Origin of the sequence: Mucilaginibacter panaciglaebae (assembly GCF_039539265.1) — a bacterium.
GTDB classification, from domain to species: domain Bacteria; phylum Bacteroidota; class Bacteroidia; order Sphingobacteriales; family Sphingobacteriaceae; genus Mucilaginibacter; species Mucilaginibacter panaciglaebae.
The window spans coordinates 134922-152617 of sequence record NZ_BAABCV010000003.1; the positions used below are offsets into that span (position 1 = coordinate 134922).

General features: G+C 41.6%; 13 protein-coding genes. 3 read left to right on the plus strand and 10 right to left on the minus strand.

The window, feature by feature from the left end; all coding sequences use genetic code 11:
- The first annotated feature begins 2 nt into the window (after positions 1 to 2).
- Complete coding sequence (locus ABD772_RS04825; protein ID WP_345101310.1) at positions 3 to 221, plus strand: hypothetical protein; 219 nt, start codon at positions 3 to 5, stop codon at positions 219 to 221.
- A gap of 142 nt (positions 222 to 363) precedes the next feature.
- On the opposite strand, the gene ABD772_RS04830 is transcribed toward ABD772_RS04825, so the two are convergent.
- From ABD772_RS04830 to argS, 5 genes are all read right to left on the minus strand, one after another.
- Positions 364 to 1629, minus strand: a complete 1266-nt coding sequence (locus ABD772_RS04830) for a tetratricopeptide repeat protein (RefSeq protein WP_345101311.1) — start codon at positions 1627 to 1629, stop codon at positions 364 to 366.
- Between the two features lie 6 nt (positions 1630 to 1635).
- On the minus strand, positions 1636 to 2757 hold the full coding sequence (locus ABD772_RS04835) for a tetratricopeptide repeat protein (protein ID WP_345101312.1): 1122 nt from the start codon (positions 2755 to 2757) through the stop codon (positions 1636 to 1638).
- A gap of 7 nt (positions 2758 to 2764) precedes the next feature.
- On the minus strand, positions 2765 to 5323 hold the full coding sequence (gyrA, locus tag ABD772_RS04840) for a DNA gyrase subunit A (protein WP_345101313.1): 2559 nt from the start codon (positions 5321 to 5323) through the stop codon (positions 2765 to 2767).
- A gap of 386 nt (positions 5324 to 5709) precedes the next feature.
- Positions 5710 to 6564 carry an SDR family oxidoreductase gene (locus tag ABD772_RS04845; RefSeq protein WP_345101314.1) on the minus strand — a complete coding sequence of 285 codons (855 nt, stop codon included), beginning with the start codon at positions 6562 to 6564 and terminating at the stop codon, positions 5710 to 5712.
- Between the two features lie 131 nt (positions 6565 to 6695).
- A complete protein-coding gene (argS, locus tag ABD772_RS04850; protein WP_345101315.1) occupies positions 6696 to 8459 on the minus strand; it encodes an arginine--tRNA ligase in 1764 nt (587 codons plus the stop codon).
- Between the two features lie 143 nt (positions 8460 to 8602).
- Here argS and ABD772_RS04855 point away from each other — a divergent pair, with 143 nt between their 5' ends.
- Complete coding sequence (locus ABD772_RS04855) at positions 8603 to 10057, plus strand: arginine deiminase family protein (protein WP_345101316.1); 1455 nt, start codon at positions 8603 to 8605, stop codon at positions 10055 to 10057.
- Between the two features lie 264 nt (positions 10058 to 10321).
- On the opposite strand, the gene ABD772_RS04860 is transcribed toward ABD772_RS04855, so the two are convergent.
- Entirely contained in the window at positions 10322 to 10549 is a 228-nt protein-coding gene (locus ABD772_RS04860) for a hypothetical protein (protein WP_345101317.1), read from the minus strand.
- Positions 10550 to 10658: 109 nt separating this feature from the next.
- Between ABD772_RS04860 and ABD772_RS04865 the strand changes: the two genes are divergently transcribed.
- The gene (locus ABD772_RS04865; protein WP_345101318.1) at positions 10659 to 12896 is read left to right on the plus strand and encodes a glycoside hydrolase family 2 protein; all 2238 of its coding nucleotides are present in this window, start codon (positions 10659 to 10661) and stop codon (positions 12894 to 12896) included.
- Positions 12897 to 13152: 256 nt separating this feature from the next.
- Here the strand turns inward: ABD772_RS04865 and ABD772_RS04870 are convergent, their stop codons facing one another.
- The 4 genes from ABD772_RS04870 to ABD772_RS04885 all read right to left on the minus strand — a co-directional run bounded on the left by ABD772_RS04870 (position 13153) and on the right by ABD772_RS04885 (position 17651).
- A complete protein-coding gene (locus tag ABD772_RS04870) occupies positions 13153 to 13881 on the minus strand; it encodes a (Fe-S)-binding protein (protein ID WP_345101319.1) in 729 nt (242 codons plus the stop codon).
- 12 nt (positions 13882 to 13893) lie between these two features.
- Positions 13894 to 15198, minus strand: coding sequence for an MFS transporter (locus ABD772_RS04875; RefSeq protein WP_345101320.1), 1305 nt, complete (start codon positions 15196 to 15198; stop codon positions 13894 to 13896).
- Positions 15199 to 15314: 116 nt separating this feature from the next.
- The gene (locus tag ABD772_RS04880; RefSeq protein ID WP_345101321.1) at positions 15315 to 16649 is read right to left on the minus strand and encodes an MFS transporter; all 1335 of its coding nucleotides are present in this window, start codon (positions 16647 to 16649) and stop codon (positions 15315 to 15317) included.
- Positions 16650 to 16763: 114 nt separating this feature from the next.
- Positions 16764 to 17651: a TIM barrel protein gene (locus ABD772_RS04885; protein WP_345101322.1), complete on the minus strand. Its 888-nt coding sequence runs from the start codon at positions 17649 to 17651 to the stop codon at positions 16764 to 16766.
- Positions 17652 to 17696: the final 45 nt, after the last annotated feature.

Here is a 17696-nt window from a genome sequence, read left to right on the forward strand (position 1 = left end):
TTATGAAAAATCAAATTTTAAGCTTCGCATTTGCTGCGATGATGATTGGTTCGGTCACAGCCGGCTGTAGTTCTGAAAAAAAAGCTGGCGGCTCAGACTCAACTGCTGTAGACACCGCTGGAATGGATAGCGCCCACAAGGCAAAAGCATTGCGAAAGAAAATGCAAAAAGATACTGCTACTCCTGCTAAAACACTTGAAGACACTGCCAAGCTGAATTAGTATTTCAGCCAGCGATATAAAACTCAACTAATCAGTTGCTTTTTATATCATTTGTACTTATAAAATAAATCACATAATAAACATTATGTTAAGTAATACTTTCTTTTAAAAGCTCACCTATTCAGATGAGCTTTTAATTAATTTACTTTAATGCGTTTATTTTTTGTGTTGTTTCAGTAGCCTTAGCCATGTCACCGGCTCCTACGTAATAATTTCTCAGGTTTCCAAGAGCATCTTTGTTATTAGGACTAAGTTCAACAGCCTTTAATACATACGGTTTGGCCAATTCAAACTGAGTGGCTGCCTTAGCCTGAAGTGCCGTATATTCCTTTTGTTTGCTCGGAGGCAATTGGCCGGCATCGTTGTGCATGTCAATGGCCGGCGACAATAATACTGTTCCCAGATTTAATGTAGCTTCAAAATAATTTGGATCTATTTCGAGTGCTTTTTTATACATGTCGACAGCTTTGGCATAAAACCCATCTTTCTTGGCTTGCAGAGCTGCAATAGTCGCTGCATCTTTTTTGTCTTTTTTTGCTTTTTCCAAATCGTCCCGAACAGCCGAACCTGATGACGAATAGGTTAATCCAGCATAGTAATACAGCTGCTTATTTTTTGGATCGGCAGCTATGGCTGCTTCAACCTTGCCTAATATTTCTTCTGCTTTACCGGTTACTAAACTAATTTCGATTTCTCTTTTTCTTAAATCAGGATTGTTGGGGTATCTTGCCACTCCATCTGACGCTATTTTCAATGAATTAACGGTATCCTTTTGTTTCAAATAGATGTCAGACATACTCAAATAAACTATTGGATTCCTGGAAAATTGCATTGGCAATAGCTTTTGATAAGAGCTTAATGCATTAGCATAATCATTGTTTGCGGCTGCTGCAAGGCCTGTGTAAAACAGTGCCGTACTGTCTTTAGGAAATAATGTCTGGTAATAATTAAAATCTTTATATGCAGCTCCATAGTTTTTAGCAGCAAATTCGGCTACACCTTCATTCAAACGGTATTGAGAAAGGTTTTTAGCAGCATCTTCTATCAAAGTTTTATTTTCGCCATTAGGATCCATCTCCTTAGCCTTTACAAGGGCTGAATCGGCGGTATTGAACAATGGAAGCGTTTTTGCTTTAACGGTGTCACGCATGGAAAGCGTTGCATAAATAGCCGCTCTTACTGCATAAGTTAGTGGCATGGCAACACTTGTTTTATTTGTTAACGACTGATCTACTAAAGTCTTGGCGTCTAACAGGGTTTTATCGGCTTCAGCATAAGTAGCCTTGTTAGTATTTAACTTGAGGTAGTCGTCGTATTTTTCCTTAGCACTGTTTACCCGCCACTTTTGAGCAAAGGTTGCTGTTGACGCAACACTCAATAAGCCTGCTAACAAAAATTTAAGTTTCATGATTATTTACTGATTAGTTAACTGTTTTAGTTTGTTATTTATTTTCTCTGTTTGGTCGGTATTTCCGGTTTTAGCATATACCATTTTTAACACCTCCAGACAATTTGTATCATTTGGGGATATTTCATTGGCCTTTTCTATCCATTGCTGGGCATAAGCCAAATTTTTATTAGCCTCATCCCCTTTTGCCAATACGCTTTTCTTTAAATATAATAATCCCAGATTAAATATAGGATCAAAAGCAGCGCTATTTAGGTCAATTACCCGTAAATACAGGTTTTCTGCCTTATCATATTGTTTCAAATGATCATAACAGTTTGCTGCTACGAATACAATATCGGGGTTATTTATATTATAATCAAGTAAGGCGGGTAACAATGGCGCTAATGACTTATAATCTTTATTGTTGTTGTAGATTTGCGCTTCATCCAATAATAAAAATTTATCATTTGGATTAAGCTTTAACCCCCTTTTAATCATTTCAAGTGCTTTGGCAGTATCGCCTACGGCTTTATACACACTTGATGCCGCTTCGATATAATCAATTCGAGTACTATCGGTTTTAACAACACTATCATAATATTTTTCGGCAGTAGTGACGTTACCCAACTTATTATTGGTGTAAGCTATGTATGCGTTCAACGGCTTAAAAGCCGGAACATACCGGTGAGCCTTTATAAACATATCGCCCGCGTTGGTGTAATCAGAAACACGCATATAAGCAAAGCCTTTACGAATATAAACATTGGCCAGACACTCCCTTGCAAAATCCATCTCTGGCTGGTATTTGAATATTTTTTTGCGCGTATTCAAAACATCAACCTGCCTTACGGTCTGTCTAAAAAAGTTCTCGGGCTGTCCGCTCTTGTTGGTTGAATCAACATATACTATAGCTGAGTAAATAACTGCCCTGTATACGTTTTTCTCCAAATCGCTCGTATCGGTAGCGATTTTTAAAAGGCTGTCAATTGACTTTTTTGCGTTTGTTAAGAACTTAAGTTCTTTACGTTGCTTATAGTACGCCAAATTATTTACTACACCCTTAAGCAATTCTGACTGGCAGAAGGCTAAGGGCGTAGTAAATAGTACTAATAAAACCGATAAAATTATTTTACGGCCGTATTTCATAGTTTTATTATTCAGTTATATCACCTGAGGTTGGCTCAGCACTATCATCAGCATCAGGGGTTGCGGTTTCATCGCCCTCAGTTGGTGTAATTTCCTCATCCTCGTCATGCTCTACTTTGGCAACCGATGCGATCTCATCATTACCTTTTAAAGTAATCAGCCTCACTCCTTGCGTTGCGCGCCCCATTACTCTTAATTCGCTTACAGCAATGCGGATAATAACACCCGATTTATTGATAATCATCAGGTCTTCACTATCAGTAACACCTTTTATGGCAACAAGGTTTCCGGTTTTTTCAGTTATGTTTAGGGTTTTAACACCTTTACCGCCTCTGTTAGTAACGCGGTAATCATCAATATCAGTACGTTTACCATAGCCTTTTTCTGACACCACCAGTATAGTTGTCTCCGGATTGTCAATACTGATCATACCCACAACTTCGTCATTATCGCTGTCCATGCTGATACCACGAACGCCAGTTGCAGTGCGTCCCATTGGTCTTACAGTCGACTCGTTGAAGCGGATAGCACGACCTGATTTAAGTGCCATTACAATTTCGCTGCTGCCGGTGGTCAATGTGGCTTCTAATAAGGAGTCGCCGTCATTAACGTTGATTGCATTGATACCATTAGCACGCGGACGAGAATAAGCCTCTAACGAAGTTTTCTTAATCACACCCTTTTTGGTACACATAATGATAAAGTTATTCTCCAGATACTCGCGGTCTTTGAGGTTCACAACTTTAATATAGGCCTTGATATTCTCTTCTTTCGGGATATTGATGATGTTTTGTATTGCGCGACCTTTTGACGTACGCGATCCTTCCGGAATTTCAAATACCCGTAACCAGAAACACTGACCAGATTCAGTAAAGAACAGCATATAGTTATGGTTTGATGCCACTAATAAGTGCTCAATAAAGTCCTCATCACGGCTATTGCTGCCGATAGAACCTTTACCGCCCCTGCCCTGTCTGCGATATTCGGTTAGTGGGGTACGTTTAATATATCCCTCACGAGATATAGTGATAACTACATCCTCATCCTCAATAAAATCTTCGGTTTGCATTTCGGCAGATGAGTGAACCATCTCTGTTTTGCGCTCATCGCCGTATTTGTCTTTTATCTCAGCGAGTTCGTCTTTGATGATCTGCATTCTCAAACCTTCGTTATCCAAGATAGATTTCAAGTATTCGATAGTTTTCATCAAAGCTGTGTATTCTTCTTTGATCTTATCGCGCTCCAGTCCGGTTAACCTGCGCAGGGTCATATCTAAAATAGCGCGTGCCTGAATGTCGCTCAAGCCAAAGTTGGCGATTAAGCCTTCACGGGCTTCATCCGGAGTACCCGACTCACGGATCAATTTGATTACCGCATCTAAATGATCCAGCGCAATGAGTAAACCTTCTAATACATGTGCACGTTTCTCGGCTTCGGCTAATTCAAATTTAGTACGACGCACCACTACCTCATGCCTATGTTCAACGAAATGGTGGATCAGATCCCTCAGGTTCAGCATCATTGGGCGGCCATGCACTAACGCAATATTATTTACACTAAATGAGGTTTGTAATGCGGTGTATTTAAACAGGTTATTCAGTACGATAGAAGCATTGGCCTCGCGTTTTATCTCATAAACTATGCGAATGCCTTCGCGGTTCGATTCATCGCGAATGGCAGAGATACCTTCCAGCTTTTTATCGTTAACCAGATCTGCGGTACGCTCGATCATCAGGCCTTTGTTTACCTGGTATGGTATTTCAGTAACTATGATACGCTCACGATCGCTGCCGTAAGTCTCAATTTCGGCACGGGCACGCAATACCACGCGGCCACGGCCGGTTTCCAAAGCCTCGCGCGGGCCCTCGTAACCGTAAATGATACCACCAGTAGGAAAATCCGGCCCTTTTACGTACTTCATTAGCTCGCTCACCTCAAGGCTGCGGTCATCTATGTATGCCATAGTAGCGTCAACTACTTCTGACAGGTTATGCGGCGCCATGTTGGTAGCCATACCCACCGCGATACCTGAAGCGCCATTAACCAATAAGTTAGGGAATTTTGAAGGCAGAACGGTCGGCTCTTGCAGCGAGTCGTCAAAGTTTAGCTGGTAATCGATGGTGTCTTTGTTGATGTCGGCCAACATCTCCTCGGCAATCTTTTCGAGTCTTGCCTCGGTATAACGCATTGCCGCAGGGTTATCGCCATCTATTGAGCCGTAGTTACCCTGACCTTCAACCAGCGGATAACGTAAGCTCCACTCCTGCGCCATACGCACCATGGTATCATATACCGACGAGTCACCGTGCGGGTGATATTTACCCATTACCTCGCCCACAATACGAGCCGATTTTTTATAGGGCTTATTGTTATTCAAACCCAGGTCGAGCATGCCAAATAACACACGCCTGTGAACTGGTTTCAAACCGTCCCGAACGTCAGGCAATGCACGCGATACGATAACCGACATCGAATAGTCGATATAGGCCGATCGCATTTCTTCATCAATATTTATCGAAATTATCTTGTCTTCTTTGTTCGGATCGTTCTCTGTTCCTTCAGCCATTTTTTATTATTTGTAGATAGTTTGATTTATAATCGATCTATTAAATAAGTCGACCTGCGAAGTTAAGAATTTGGTTGATTTATCAGACGTTTTTTGCAAACAAAATGGCTATTAAAACAGTCAAAATCATCCCTATTTTTCAACACATTCAAAGTACTCCACATTGAAACTGAAAATAAAGTATTAGGAAGGTAAGTGCTTCACAAGAATATGAAACACTTTAAAATACATAAATAGTTTTTGACTGTAACTATTTGTAAATGAAACAACTTATCATTTTGACTACGGTTTGTCGCGCATAATTGGTGAAGCGGCTAGCTCGGCAATTTCTCCTTCGGTTACAACGAATTAAGTAAATGTAAGACGCCGATAAACTTTATTCAAAGCTATCCGTTAACTACCTCGCCGCCATTAACATGTATTACCTGGCCTGTAATAAACGAGCTATCGTCTGAGGCCAAAAAGACGTAAGCCGGCCCTAACTCTGACGGCTGGCCCGCACGCTTCATGGCCGTTTCTGAACCGAATTTCTTTATTTTCTCCTCATCAAATGTGGCCACAATAAGAGGGGTCCAAACCGGGCCGGGTGCAACTGCGTTTACCCTGATCTTTCGGTCGACTAAATTGGTAGCCAATGAGCGTGTGAATGAGGTGATAGCCCCTTTTGTCGATGAATAATCAATAAGATTTGGCGATGATCTATAGGCCGTTACCGAGGTTGTATTGATAATAACGTCGCCTTCATGCATATAATTTAATGCCTCGTTGGCAAAATAGAAATAAGCAAAAATATTGGTACGAAAAGTAGCAACAAGCTGATCCTCATCTATTGACTTAGGATCTTTCTGCGGTATCTGCATTCCGGCATTATTTACCAGAATATTTAGCCCGCCTAATTCATTAACAACCTGCTGTATAGTCTTCTTACAAAATGAGCTGTCTTTAACATCGCCTTTAATCAATAAACATTTACGTCCGTAGGATTGTACGATATGCTGTGTTTCTATTGCGTCTACATCCTCATCCAGATACACAATAGCTATATCTGCCCCTTCGCTGGCATAGTGCACACTAACAGCCCTGGCTATGCCGCTATCACCGCCGGTTATCAATGCCACCTTGTCTGCAAGTTTACCGGCAGGTTTGTACGTCGATTTTATATATTCCGGTCGTGGCGACATTTCAGCCTCAATACCCGGTTGTCTATTTTGTTTTTCAGGTCTTTTAGTTTCCTCAGCCATATAATTACCTCCTGCCTTTAAAACCCCAGCCCTGTAGATAATGTTTTGGCAAAACAAAAAAACCGCACATGGCGGTTTTAATTTTATAAACGTAAAAAGTCAAATATTTTGGTACTACATGAAGTATAATCTTACATGCGCTCAGGTACTAAAATACCTAACAGGCCCATCGCTCTACTAATTACCTTAGCCGATGCCGCAGAAAGTTGTAGCCTGAACTGTTTAATCAACTCATCTTCGGCTTGCAAAATAGAATGCTCGTGATAAAACTTATTGTAATTTTTAGCCAACTCATAAGCATAATTGGCAACTAAGCCGGGGTTATAAGCTGTGGCGGCCTGCTTGATTATATCCGGAAACTGGGTCAATAATAAGATCAAATCACGTTCCTCGGACGCCAAATCGGAAGGCTCGGCATCAATGCCGGTTATTGTAGCCCTGTTTAGTACTGATTTGATACGGGCATGTGTATATTGTATAAACGGCCCGGTATGTCCCTGGAAATCTACCGACTCATTCGGGTCAAATAATAAGCGTTTTTTTGGATCGACCTTTAGCAGGAAATATTTCAGTGCACCCATGCCTATTATGTGATATAACTCCTCCTTTTCTTCTTCGCTAAAATCATTTGTTTTACCCAGAGCCTCGGTTTGCTCTTTAGCTGTAGCTTCCATTTCGGCTATCAGATCATCCGCGTCAACTACAGTACCCTCGCGCGATTTCATCTTCCCCGATGGTAGATCTACCATTCCATAAGACAGGTGATATAAACCCTTAGCCCAGCTTTTTCCTAATTTTTGCAGTATCAGAAATAATACCTTAAAGTGATAGTCCTGTTCATTACCTACTACATAAATAGACTCATCCATATGGTAATCATCATACTTTAACTGAGCAGTACCCATGTCCTGGGTGATATAAACCGAAGTGCCATCGGCGCGCAATACTAATTTTTGATCAAGCCCTTCGTTTGTAAGATCAATCCAAACCGAGCCATCATCCTTTTTAAAGAAGACACCACTGGCCAGTCCTTCTTCAACAATATCTTTACCTAACAGGTAAGTATTGCTTTCGTAATAATATTGATCGAAGGCGACACCCATCTTTTCATAAGTTTCGGCAAAGCCTCCATAAACCCAGCCGTTCATGGTTTGCCACAGATCAATCACTTTATCATCCCCTGCCTCCCACTTCAACAACATTTCCTGAGCTTCTTTGATCAATGGCGCATTTTTTTTCGCATCTTCTTCGCTTTGACCGGCAAGTTTTAGCTCATCTATTTGTTTTTTATATTCTTTGTCGAAAATCACGTAGTATTTTCCTACCAGATGATCTCCCTTCTCTCCCGTCGATTCGGGGGTTTCCCCATTACCAAACTTTTGCCAGGCCAGCATCGATTTACAGATGTGGATACCGCGATCATTAACCAAATTAGCCTTGATGACTTCATAGCCTGCAGCTTCTAAGATTTGCGTTACCGAATAACCTAACAGGTTATTACGCACGTGGCCCAGGTGCAATGGCTTATTGGTATTTGGTGATGAGTATTCAACCATTACCTTTTTGCCGTTTGGTTTTGAAACGGCAAAATCATTGGACGCAATCACGTTATTTAACTGATCAATCCAATAACTATTGGAGATAGAAATATTCAGGAATCCTTTTATTACATTGAATGTAGAGACCTCGCTCAATTCATTTTTCAGATATTCGCCAATTTCAGCGCCGGTTTGCTCCGGCGATTTTTTTGAGAACCGGGTAAATGGAAAAGTAACTATGGTAACCTGCCCCTCAAACTCTTTGCGCGTTTCCTGCAAGCTCACGTCAAACGGATTGATGTCTGTTTGATATAGTGTTTTTACGGCTTTAACGGCGGCATCAGTAATAAAATTCATGCGGCAAAATTAACATTTTAGTCGGGAAGTTTGATCTAAAGATTAATGCGTTGCCAATAGATACACTGGTAAATATTTTAAATCCATCCAACGTCAATCGAAATAATAATTATTCTGAATAGCTTTGTGTTGCAAACACGTTTATGATACTACCTGATAAAAATTTTAAGTTAAATGTAAGTTCAGAAATTGGCGATCTGCGCGCCGTTTTGATTCATAGTCCGGATAACGGCTTGGGCCGCGTAGTACCCTCAAAAGCCCAGGATTGGCTATTTGAAGACATTGTACACCTGGAGAGCATGCGCAAAAACGAGTATGATTACTATGTTAAGCTGCTGCTTTATTTTTTAGATCCGCATAAAATAAGAGGTCGTTTAAAAGAAATCGACGCCCGCGAAAACAACCGTAACTTCTTTAAGCCGGACAATAAAGATTTTTACGCCTCAGATAAGGTTATCGAGATACAAACTTTGCTGGCTGATATTCTTGAATATGAGGATGTTCGCAGTAAACTTACGGCTTCGGTATGTGCAATTGAAAGTTGTAACTATCGCCTGCAACAAAAACTTACGGACACCGCCCCAACCGAACTGGCCAAGATATTTATATCAGGTTCATTGAATAATAATGAGATGATATTTGCACCTATCCCAAATCTGATATTTTCCCGGGATATCGGCATCGCCATAAATAACTACATATTACTGAACAAGTCGGCAAAAAAAGCCCGCTCACGGGAGACTTTACTTGCCCGCTATATTTTCTTCAACCATCCGCTGTTCGCTGCTTATCAAGGCAACATACTGGAAATACCTGAAACAGTTCAGCACTTTTTACGCCCCGGTGAAGACCAGGACGAGAAAACAACTTTAGAGGGTGGTGATGTGATGACGATCAGTCCTGACCATTTGATTATCGGGTGCAGCGAACGTACATCGGCCAGCGGCGCTAACGAAGCTATAAAATTATTATTTGATAATGATGTTGTAAAGAAGATCACCATAATAAAAATCCCGCGCCGCCGCGATTATATGCATATTGATACTGTGTTTACCCAGGTAAAACGCAATATGTGGGTACTGTTGCGTTCGATAGCAACTACACAAATACCTGCCGAAGACAGTGAACCTATAGCCTGGTTTGCTGATAAAAAAGTCAAGGAGAAAGATCGTACGGAAATCATACAATTTGAAAAAAGAAAAAAGAAACCGCGGTGTTTTAACAGTATCGAGGAGTTGTTAAATGATATTAGTCAAAATGACTTTAAGAGTACCGCACCTACTCAGTTCATATATTCAGGTAACGATACCTTTCCTTATGACGCTCGTGAACAGTGGACTGACTCTTGTAATCTGCTCGCCGTTAAAGAAGGTGTGGTTTTAGGATATGATCGTAATGATAAAACGATCGAGGCTTTTAAACAACAAGGGTTCCACCTAATAAAAGTTAAGGACCTACTCAGGAAATTTGAGAATGATGAAGTAGATCCGCAAAGCCTGAAAGATACCCTGATACTTATGCCGTCAGGAGAACTATCCAGAGCACGCGGCGGGTTTCACTGCATGAGCATGCCATTGACGCGGGATACTATCATTTAGAATTTATCTATTTTATGTAATGCATAAACTAATTATCGCTTAAATAAATTGAGTTAATAACTAAACCATACAAATATGAAAACCAATCGGGCAACTGGACATCAGCATGACTAATCTCTCCTTATTAAAACAGTAAGGTTAGAGGAGTAGGTTTTGATACGCTTGAGGCCTTATGCCGCGAGCTAAACTATAATTAGTCAGTTTTAAAAACTGATCCAAATTGATACACATTCGCGCGTGGATCACTTATCACCTATCGCCCGACTATTTGAACTTTATTTGATAATGTTCTTTTACGTGCTGATTGATGTAAGTGGTTAGGCCCCCGCCCCTTTGAGCAAGTGCTTTCATTTCGGCAATAGCCGCGGGGCCCGCGCTTTTGTTGGTATATAAATAGGTTGACCCATCCCTGAATTTAATGCTGATGTTGTCCTTTCCTATCTCATAGGCAATAACGCCGGCATCATGGCCATCTGAGTTGTAATTTTGCATATTTAACATCGAGCAAAATATTTGCCAATTAATTGCTCCCTAAATATCCATTCTTAAAAACTTTGGTACTTTAGCGGCTCAAATCCAATGTTGATCAATCTTTTTTAATATGAATTTAAGAAAACTGTTTATCCTGTTTCTGTGTACGGGAGTTTCATTAGCAACGTTTGCACAAAGCTGGTCGCCCAAACAAGCACCGCTGATGAGCAAATTTGCTAAGGATGTCGACCCTGATCATGTATTACCTGAATACCCGCGCCCGCAAATGGTGCGCAAAGAATGGCTGAACCTAAATGGCCTTTGGCAATACCAACCCGGCGCGGCAGGCGATGCTTTGCCAAACGGAAAATTAGACAAAACTATTCTGGTACCTTTTCCTGTCGAGTCTGCTTTATCGGGTGTCAGAGAGCATCATGATCGTTTATGGTATCGCCGCACTTTTACTGTGCCTGCTAATTGGAGAGGTAAACAGGTGATCCTCCACTTTGGTGCGGTTGATTTTGAGTCGGAAGTGTTTGTGAATGGCAAGAGCCTGGGTATTCACAAAGGTGGCTATGATCCATTCTCATATAATATAACCAGCGCATTAACCAAATCAGGCCCACAAGAGCTGACTGTAAGGGTTTATGACCCAACTGATTTGGGTGGTTATCCCCGGGGTAAACAGACTTTGCATCCGCAGGGAATTATGTATACCTCAGTTACCGGCATTTGGCAAACAGTTTGGCTGGAGCCGGTTGCTGCTACCAGCATCAGCGATATTAAGATCGTTCCTGATCTGGATAAATCGGCTGTGAAACTGACTGTCAGCACCCTGGACAATATCGCCGGAGCAACCATATCGATAAAGGTTAAGGATGGTAATAATGTGGTTAAAACGGTTTCTATCAAACCCAATGTGGAAACCAGCATTGCAGTAGCTCATCCAAAACTATGGTCGCCGGACAGCCCGTTTCTTTATGGATTGGATATCACGCTGAATAAAAACGGCGCTGTTACCGATGCCTTATCAAGCTATTTTGGTATGCGCAAGATTTCTGTACAGGAAGACGGTGGCTTCAAGAAACTATACCTTAACAATAAATTCTTATTTCAGTTAGGTCCGCTTGACCAAGGTTTTTGGCCCGATGGCGGTTACACCGCCCCTACCGATGCAGCCCTGAAATACGATCTGGAAATGATCAAGAAGTTTGGTTTCAACATGGTACGCAAGCACATTAAATACGAGCCTTATCGCTGGTATTACTGGGCTGATAAATTAGGTATCCTGGTATGGCAGGATATGCCGTCGCCAAACTCTTATACTGAACACGTGCCACCAGTTGACACAGCCGAATTCAGATCAGAACTAACCAGTTTGATCAAGACCCACTGGAACTCGCCATCTATTGTTACCTGGGTAATTTTCAACGAGGCTCAGGCGCAGCATAATACAGCCGGCTATGTAAACCTTGTACGCAAGCTTGACCCGTCGCGCTTGATTAACCAGGCCAGCGGTGGTAATCATTTTGGTGTTGGAGATTATCTGGATATCCACAGCTACCCGCCTCCAGGTGTGCCATTCAGCAAAACGCAGGTATTGGCTTGCGGTGAGTATGGCGGTATTGGTTACATCATTCCGAATCATACCTGGAAAGTTGGCGATACCTATATCATGATCAATAACAAAAAGGACTACCTGAACCTATACGACAAGTTCACCAACGATCTTACCCTGTATAAAACCAATATGGGCCTGAGCGCAGCCGTTTATACAGAAATCAACGATGTAGAGGTGGAACTGAACGGTTTAATGACCTACGACCGTGAGGTGATCAAAGGTGATGTAGACAAGATCTATGCATCTAATTATAAAGCTATCCACGACAACCTGTATATTAAGGAAGTACTGCCTTCATCCCAAAAAGAAGCGAGAAACTGGAAGTATACTACAGATCAACCTCAGGGCGACTGGTTTAAAACCTCTTTTAACGATGCATCATGGAAGTCCGGACAAGCGGGTTTTGGTACCCGGGGCACGCCTGGTGGTAATATTAAAACCATCTGGAATACCAATAACATCTGGATGCGCCAGGACTTTAATTTGAATAACCTGTCTGCTGCGGGGCGTGATAAGCTGGTGCTGTATATGCACCATGATGAAGATTGCGAAGTATATATCAATGGCGTAAAAGCTGCTGAGGTGAGGGGTTATACATCAGCTTATACGGTAGTACCTATGAGCGCCGAAGGGAAAGCGGCTATTAAAGCAAATGGCAAAAATGTGATAGCTATTCACTGTAAACAAACGCAGGGTGGCCAGTATATCGATGCTGGTTTATCCATCCTGAGTGATACTAAAATGTAAAATATTGAGTGCAAGTGTTTCACTGAAAAAAGTGAAACACTTGAAACACTTTTTTATCGTAAATATCTGTAAATAAGGAATATAGATAATACGGATGAAACACTTTGAAACAGTAGTAAAGCTTTAGGTAAAAGGCCTTAAATAATTGATATATAACTATTTAAGGTCTTTTTTTCGTCTTTTTGAAAATGGAGTGAAACACCCGGATGAAACACTCTATTTTAAGGTAAGTTAACCATTGTGCTATCCAGGATAGTTATACGTTACCCCAACCATGCGCCAGCACATCGGCCAGGTGCATACATTTTACAGGCACGTTATTTTTTTCGATATAACCTTGTAGGTGCAATAAACAGGAGGCATCTGTTGAAATTATATATTCGGCCCCAACAGAAATAGCATTATCAACTTTTTGTTGCGCCATTGCGCTTGAAATGGCATCAAATTTAACCGAGAACGTACCACCAAATCCGCAGCAGGTATCGCCTTGCGGCAGGTCAACCAGCTCTAAACCCAATACTTTTGAAAGTAACTGGCGCGGTTCTTTTTTAATATGGCATTCGCGCAAGGCAGCGCAGCTGTCGTGGTAAACAGCACGACCTTCTAATTCGGCACCGAAATAGTCAAATTGCAGGATATTGACCAGGAAGTCTGAAAGCTCATAAATATTGCCTTGCACGGTGCGGCATTTATTATGATCGACAGTATTGGTAAACAGGTCATTGTAATAATTCTTCACCATGCCGGTGCATGACGCTGACGGTGCTACGATCACACTTTCCTCAGAGAAACTGTTCAGGAACTTGCGGCCCACCGTTTTGGCATCGTCCCAGAAACCTGCATTAAAAGCCGGCTGACCGCAACAGGTTTGCTCCGGATTATAATCAACCACACACCCCGCCTTCTCTAATATTTTAACGGTATTAAATGCAGTTTCAGGAAATAGTTGATCTATAAAACAAGGAATAAATAACTCGGTCTTCATGGGCTGCTAATCTCACACTTTTTTTTGAATTTTTCGCTCCTCTTTGTATAAAGTAATCAGTAAAATTAGCCCGATAATAAAGAATATACACAGCATAAGGGCCGAATTGCGCATATTACCCGTTAGTTCCTCAATAAATCCGAAGCTAAACATACCACCTACAATAGCGAGTTTTTCGGTAACATCATAAAAACTAAAGAACGATGCGGTATCAGATATGTCCTGCGGTAGGTATTTGGAATAGGTTGAGCGAGAGAGTGACTGTATACCGCCCATAATTAAACCCACTACGCCGGCCAACATATAAAACTGCGTCGCGGTTGTTGTAAAATAGGCGCCTACACAAGCTAATATCCAAACTAAAACAACTACCGCCAATATCAATACGTTACCATATTTTTCTGAGAGCCGCGACATTAAGTTAGCGCCTGCGATAGCTACCAATTGAATGATCAACACCACGGTTATCAGGTTTGCCGTTGGCAGATTTAATATCTTGGCGCCAAAACTGGCAGCCACCAGCATAATGGTTTGCACACCCATAGAGTAAAAAAAGAAGGCCGGCAAATAACGTTTCAGCAGCGGCATGTTCTTTACCTGTCGCCAAACATTGGCTAATTCAACAAAACCGCCTTTAATAAGGTTATGATGATGGGTTTGTGCATTGGGGCTTCCCTTTGGTAAAACAGTGAATGGAATATAGGCAAAGCCGATCCACCAGATCCCCACCAGCAAAAATGACAACTGGGCCGAACTGCCTGCCGTTAAACCAAATACTTCGGGGAACAATACAAACACAAAGCAGATGATCTGCAATATCACGCTGCCTATGTAGCCATAGGTAAAACCCTTCGCGCTTACTTTATCCTGCATATCTACCGTAGCGATCTCCGGAAGGTATGAGTTGTAGAATACGAATCCACCCGTATAGCCTATGGCAGCAAGCGCAAAGCTGATAATGCCAAATTCAAGATTACTCAGCTTAAAAAAGAACAGGCAACTGCATGACAAAGCTCCTAACCAGGTAAAGCATTTCATGAATATCTTTTTGTTGCCCTGGTAATCGGCTATCGAGGTTAGTATCGGCAACAAAACAGCTACCACGAGGTAAGCTGTGGCCAGTGCATAATCAGACAGCGCAGTATTAACAAAGCTTTTGCCAAAGAAGGTTACCCTGTCCCCTGTTGCTTTATTAGCCGTAATGGCGACATAATAAGCCGGGAATATCGTCGAGGTAATAACCAGGTTATAAGCCGAGTTAGCCCAGTCGAACATAGCCCAGGCGCGGATGGTTTTTTTGTCGTTCTTGGTGAGCAATGTGTGAATGAGTGTTTGAGTGGATTAGTGAATGAATTGATTTGCAAACTTCTAACAATTATGTTTAAATGCTCAATAAGCTATCAATGACAAAACTCGTCTGTCCGCCATAACTACTACACCAACTCCGCCTGCGGAGCCAGTGTATCATTTTTAACGTTCTTTTCGGCAAATAACAGCCCAAACATCAATATCAGTCCTATTACAAAGAAAACGTCCAATGCTAGAGCCGAATCTCGCATTTCGTGGGTATAATCTTCTACTACAGCAAAAACTGCGAGGCCCACAACAATAGAAAGCTTTTCGGTGGCATCATAAAAACTAAAGTAAGATGCCGTATCCGGGATGTTTTCCGGTAACAGCTTGGCGTATGTCGAACGCGACAAAGATTGTACGCCACCCATTACAATACCCACTGCAAATGCAGCTACATAAAATTGATTCTGATTGGTGATATAATAAACGCTCAAACAGGTTAAAGTCCAAAAAGCTACCAGAACTATCAGCGCTTTTGTATTACCATATTTGTTGGATGCTATAGACGTAAGCCACGCACCTATGATAGCTACCACTTGTATAATGAGGATAATTGTAATCAAATCATCGTCTTTCATGTGTAGTTCTTTTGCCGCAAATTCGGCAGCAACCAACATAATGGTTTGTACGCCCACCGAGTAAAAGAAAAATGCGGGAAGAAACCGTTTTACCAAAGGCATATTTCTGATCTTACCAAACACTTTAGCCAGCTCTTTAAATCCGCCTGTAAGCACATTGAATTTATGAGAACCGGCATTTGGCTGGCCTTTGGGCAATATTCTGAAAGGAATGATAGCGAAACCTATCCACCATAAAAAGACAATGATAAAGGAGATACGTGCACCCATATCTTCAGTAATACCAAATGAATCGTGGAATAGTACCCCTACCAAACAAACCAATTGTACTACAATACTGCCGGCAAATCCGTATATAAAACCTTTGGCGCTTACGTCGTTCTGCTTATCTAAAGTGGCTATTTGCGGCAGGTATGAGTTATAAAAAACAAAGCCGCCACAGTAACCTATGGTAGCCAGCCCAAAACAGATCATGCCAAGTTCAATCGGCCCACCCTCCTTCATAAAAAATAACCCGGCACAGGCTAAGGCCCCTATCCAGGTAAATAATTGCAGGTATAGTTTTTTAGCACCCCGGTAATCGGCAATTGAAGTTAATATAGGCAGCGCAAGTACAATAAGCAGGTATGAAACTGCTAGAATGTAGTTTTGTAATACGGTATTTAAAAACTTATGGCCAAAAAAGCTTACCGTATTTTTACCATATTTGGAGTTAGCCGTGATCCCTACATAATAAGCGGGGAAAATAGTTGACGTGATAACCATGTTGTACGACTGATTGGCCCAATCGAACATACACCACGCCCAGATGGTTTTTTTGTTGTTTTTTTCTTCCATGTGATTGCCTAAAAGTATATAAATTTTGGCAAATCAAAACCCCTCTAAATTTCCTGCGGTCGCGGAGACTTTCTGTTGCTTATCCAAGGGCGCACCGGGAGGAGTTGGCAAGGTTTAAACCAGGTTTTTCTTGATGTAATTATAACTCTGTGTGATGCTGTTAAACGGATCGCCGGGAGTTTGATCCTGTTCCACAAAAAAATATTTCAAACCGGCTTTATCAGCATGTTTAAATATGTTTTTAAAGTCGATTATTCCATTACCCACTTCAGTAAAATTGCCCGCCGGAGTGTTATCCATGTCTTTAACATGAAACAGCGGGAAACGGCCCGGATTTTCGTTAATAAGTTTGATAGGATCTTGCTTGGCTTTGGTAACCCAGTAGAGGTCCATTTCCATTTTTACCAGATCTTTGTCTGTATTGGCCAGCAGCGTTTCATAGGGATATTTACCATCCTGCTGTTTAAATTCAAAATCGTGATTATGATAGCAGAATTGTATGCCCGCTTTTTTACAGCGCTCTGCGGCTTTATTAAAATCGTCGGCCAGTTTTTTATAGTGATCAAGACTGCCGCGCTCAACATCTGAAAGATAAGCGCATACCATATACTTTAAGCCAACTTCGGCGGCATCATCAACAGCCTTGTTCCAATCGTGCAGCATGGTGCCCATCGTATCTTTGCCATTGGTTTGCTCCTCGCCCAGGCGGTAATGGCTGCTCATCATTACCAGGCCATTTTGCTTTAAAACATTTTTAAATGTTTTGGCACCCATTCCGTAAAACTTTTCATCGCCGGTGTAGGTGGCTCCCTCAACCGAGTTATAACCAACTTTGGCCACTTTTGCCAGTGCAGCCGCAGGGTTAGCCGCCATAGCATCGCGTACAGTATACAATTGCAGGCCAATGTACCTTTTATCGTAAGCAAATAATTTATAGTTTGACATCACACCTGCTGCAGAAAGCACAGCCGATGTTTTTACAAATGAGCGTCTACTTAACATAAGATAGTTTATTTGAAGAAATAATGGGTTTATTCGACAATATAG